The sequence below is a fragment of the Kitasatospora sp. NPDC001225 genome, from assembly GCF_053597855.1.
In genome coordinates this window covers 1-4,092 of record NZ_JBSFJC010000279.1, presented here as the reverse complement: position 1 = coordinate 4,092, position 4,092 = coordinate 1, and the positions used below count along the sequence as shown (strand labels likewise).

Sequence of the window (4,092 nt, the reverse complement as noted above, 5' to 3'; positions counted from 1 at the left end):
GGGGAGTAGCGGGTGGCGTTGTCGAGCAGCTCGGCGACGGCGTGGATCAGCGGCTCGACAGCCGGCCCGGTGACGGAGATCTGGGCCACCGGGTGCAGGTCCACCCGCTGGTACTCCAGGATCCGGGACATGCCGCCGCGCAGCACGCTGTAGAGCGCGATCGGACGGGTCCACTGACGGCCGGGGCGGGCGCCGGACAGGACGGCGATACTGTCGGCCAGGCGGCCGCTCAGCGCGTTGCCGTGGTCCAGGCGCAGCAGGTCGTCGAAGACCGCCGGGTCGTTGCCGTGCCGGTCCTCCATCTCCCGCAGGTCCTTGGCCTGCCGGTGGATGATGGCCTGGACCCGGCGGGCGATGTTGACGAAGGCCCGCTCGGCCGAGTCGCGCCGGCTGACCTCGTCGTCGACGGCCTTGGCGACGGCCTCGGTGACGGCCACCAGCGAGCGGCGGAACCGTGGCGAGACGGGCGCCTCGCTCTCCTCGAACGGGCGGGTCAGGACGTCGAAGGAGTACCCGTACCGGGCCCCGGCGACCACCCTGCGCATCTCCACCCGGGCGAGCCGGTCCAGCTCGTCCTCCTGCCCGGCCAACCTGCGTTGCCACTCCTCGACCTGCCGGGCGTGCAGGTCACGGGACTCGCTCAGGGCCCGCCCCCGGCGGGCCGACTCGGCGGCCACCACGGCCACCAGCACGGTGCCCGTCGCCCCGCACCACAGCACCCCGGCCCGGGCCCCGGCGGACACCGCCACCGCGGCGACCGCCACGGCCGCCGCCATCACGGCCGTCGGCAACAACCAGCCGAGCAGGGGCGCTCGGCGCCGTCTGGCGGGTGACGATCCAGCTCGAAGCATTCAGCATCCTCAAACGATCGGAACAGTACGGACAAAAGCGGGGGGAGCGGCTCCGGAGGCGTGGTGGTGCAGCATAGCCAAGTTCAGGACATCCTGACCGAAAGTCAAAAATACCGTTCCGCAACCGACTTGTGGCAATCTGCCGGACAGTCCCGACATTTCGCACGCCAGTCGCAACCGGAGCGGCCACCGCCCACCCACCAGGCTTCTCGTCGCGCCGCCCGCGCGCCGCCGACCCGCGCCGGATTCGCTCATGCGAAGGGTTTCCGCGCCAAGTCCCCTCGTCTCGCGCCGAGTTCGTGCTAAGTGCGGTGACTCCGGTCAACCGGAGGCGCGGCAATCACCCAGAAGGGGAGCCGCGGCCAGGCCCGATTCGGCTGCGTGCGGTGCGCCGGGCCTCCTAGGGTCGTCGCATGAACGATCACGACAGCCGCACACCGGCCGCGCTGGGCCGGACCCTGCGCCACCTCATGGGCGACGCGGTGTGGGCGGGCATGCTGGAGGAGGCCTTCGAACGCCGGCACCCGATCGGCGCCACCCTGCTGCGCCAGGGCGAACCGGGCACCCACGTCCTCGCCCTGCGGACCGGAGTGGCCAAGGTCAGCCGGCGGGAGCGCAACGGGGACGTCCGGCTGCTGGCCTTCCGCGGCCCGGGCGAACTCCTCGGCGAGGTGGCCGTCCTGGACGACGGCGTCCGCTCCGCGAGCGTCCAGGCGATCTCGGACTGCACGGTCGCGGTCCTCACCAAGGAGGCCTTCCTGCGCTTCGTCGCCGAGCGGGGGCTGTTCCCCGTGATGGTCCGCTACGCCATGGGCCGGCTGCGGGAATCCGACCTGGCCCGGATCGGCGGCGACGTCGTCCCCCGGCTGGCGGCCGCCCTGGTCGCCCTGGCCGACCTCTCCACGGGCCCCGCGCAGACGCCCGGCCGCCGGATCGAACTCGCCCTGACCCGGGACGAACTGGCCCAGCACCTCGGCGTCTCCCGGAACACCGTCACCGCGGGCCTCACCGCCCTGGCCGCCCACCGCGTCGAGGCCGGCCGCAAGTCCATCGCCCTCGACGATCTCGCCGCACTCCGGCGCGCGGCTGACGTTCCACGCGACTGACGCTCCGTCCCAGCACTCCTTTGACCCGCGCGGCCTCGGATGTGACATCCGTCACTCGCGTACCGCACCGAGCGAGCACACCGCGCGACGCCGGGTGGCGAAGCTTGGTGGCGCAAGGTCAGCACGGGAACGACAAGGAGCAGAGAATGACGGAGTTCGACCAGCCGATGCCTGAGGCCAGCGCCCTGCCGTACAGCCGCAGCCGGCACCTCCCGCCGTACCGGGGCATCGTCGCCGTCGACGCCAAGGACTTCACCGGGTACCCGGCGATCGAGCACGGCACCATCAGCGCGAACGTGCCGCAGCTGCTCCGACTCTCCTTCGAGCGGGCCGGACTGGGCGAGGTCTGGAAGGACCGGCGGTTCCCCAACTCGACCGGTGACGGGTACGTGTTCGGCTTCGACCCGGCCTGGATGCCCTTCCTGATCCACCCCTGGCTGAACACCCTCCAGGAGGTGCTCACCGAGTTCAACGTGCACTCGGTCGGGACGGTGCGCATCCGGCTGCGGGTCAGCCTCAACATCGGCCCGCTCCCGGACGACGGCGGCGAGTTCGACGGCAACGGCACCCCGCGCAACGACACCCACCGGCTGCTCGACTCCCGTCCGGTGAAGGCCATGCTGGCCGCCTCCAACGAGAGCATCACCCAGGTCGCCGCCATCCTGTCCGACCGCTGCTACCAGGACGCGGTGGCCGGCGGATACACCGGGCGCCACCCCGACCACTTCATCGAGGTGCCGGCCACCGTCGAGGGCAAGCGCTTCGACCAGCGGGCGTGGCTGTACGTGCCCACGCCGTCCGGGAACCTGTACGACCGCAGGATCCTCGGCGACGCGGTGGTGGAGGAGCAGGAAGGACGCGAGGAGAAGGAGGGGCGGGAGAAGCGGGCGGCGGACGGAAACGGGGAGCAGCGCCGCGCGCCGCGTACGGCGGTGAACCAGCGGGGCAACGGCAGCAACCTGAACGCCGGCACGGTGCACGGCAGCCAGACCGTCACCAACGTGCGCGGTGACTCCTACGGCGGCGACCGCGTGGAGGGGCACAAGGTGGGGACGGTCAACGGCAACCTGGGCGACATCGTCCACGGCGACAAGAACGAGCACCGCCGGTGAACCCCGACGAGCGCCCGGCCATCGAGGGGCCGTCCGGCGCACCGGGTGACCGTGACCGGGACTACGACCGAGGCCTCGACCTCGACCTCGACCCCGACGACCTCGAAGGCGATTTCACGGACCGGTTCGCCGCGTGGGGATCGGACCGCCCGTTCATCTACGCGCCGGGTGGCAACATCAACACCGGCTCCGTGCACGGGGACCAGCGCGTCGAGAACGGCGCCGCCGGGGCCGCCCCCGGTGGCGGCGAGCGGGTAGAGGCGCAGGACGGCCCCATCTCCGGGATGGAGGTCCTCGCCGCCCGGACGGGATTCGCGAAGCCGGACTGCTTCCCCGAGGCGCTGCGCACGCTCGGCACCCGCCTGCTCTTCCTTGCCGGTGAACCCGGCACCGGGCGCCGGACCACCGCCCTCAACCTGCTGGTCGAGAGCAGCGGGAACAGCCTGGCCCTGCGCGCGCTCGACAGCGACTCGGACCTGTCGTCCTGGCGGCCGACGCACGCCGAGGCACGCGGCTACCTGGTACACGGCCTCTCGCCCACGGTCCGGCTCGGACCGGCCTCGATCGCCAAGCTGCGCCAGAGGCTGGAGGACGCCGACGCCTTCATGGTGGTCATGCTGCCGGACGACGCCGACCGGCTGCGCGGCGTGGCCCGCGATCTGGACCTGAGCCCGGTGCGCTACAAGCCTCCGTCGCCGCGTGCGGTCTTCGACGCGCGCCTGGAGGCCGTGGTGCCCCACGAGGGACGACGCCGGGCGCTGCTCCAACGGCTGGAAGCGGACCTGGACGAACTGCTGGCGCCCGAGCTGATGCCGGCCCAGGTCGCCGAACTCGTCGACGAGGTGAGCCGGTCCGGAGACGACGGCCCCGACCCGGCCGACCTCGGCCAGCGGCTCAGCTTCCTCGCGGAGACGGAGGTCCCCGACCTCCTGCTTTGAAGACGATCGCGAACTCCTACGGTGTACTCCCGGTCGGCCCGGCCACCGCGCGCGACAGCTGGGAGAAGCCGCTGCGGCAGCTTGC

At 72.2% G+C, this 4,092-nt stretch carries 3 protein-coding genes and 1 pseudogene; 3 read left to right on the top strand and 1 reads right to left on the bottom strand.

Annotation, left to right across the window (positions count from 1 at the left end):
• Nucleotides 1-794: pseudogene (locus ACWDCZ_RS39105) on the bottom strand (ATP-binding protein); the annotation flags it as partial.
• A gap of 470 nt (nt 795-1,264) precedes the next feature.
• Here ACWDCZ_RS39105 and ACWDCZ_RS39100 point away from each other — a divergent pair.
• The 3 genes from ACWDCZ_RS39100 to ACWDCZ_RS39090 all read left to right on the top strand — a co-directional run bounded on the left by ACWDCZ_RS39100 (nt 1,265) and on the right by ACWDCZ_RS39090 (nt 4,007).
• Nucleotides 1,265-1,957 (top strand): Crp/Fnr family transcriptional regulator, encoded by a 693-nt coding sequence (locus ACWDCZ_RS39100; RefSeq protein ID WP_449818448.1) that lies wholly within the window; start codon nt 1,265-1,267, stop codon nt 1,955-1,957.
• A gap of 146 nt (nt 1,958-2,103) precedes the next feature.
• Nucleotides 2,104-3,069 (top strand): hypothetical protein, encoded by a 966-nt coding sequence (locus tag ACWDCZ_RS39095; RefSeq protein ID WP_449818447.1) that lies wholly within the window; start codon nt 2,104-2,106, stop codon nt 3,067-3,069.
• Complete coding sequence (locus ACWDCZ_RS39090; RefSeq protein WP_449818446.1) at nt 3,066-4,007, top strand: hypothetical protein; 942 nt, start codon at nt 3,066-3,068, stop codon at nt 4,005-4,007. Before ACWDCZ_RS39095 ends, ACWDCZ_RS39090 begins: the two co-directional genes overlap by 4 nt.
• Nucleotides 4,008-4,092 lie beyond the last annotated feature (85 nt).

Coding starts and splice junctions, on each gene's coding strand:
- ACWDCZ_RS39095 (WP_449818447.1), top strand. CDS start 2,104: ATGACGGAGTTCGACCAGCCGATGCCTGAGGCCAGCGCCCTGCCGTAC.
- ACWDCZ_RS39100 (WP_449818448.1), top strand. CDS start 1,265: ATGAACGATCACGACAGCCGCACACCGGCCGCGCTGGGCCGGACCCTG.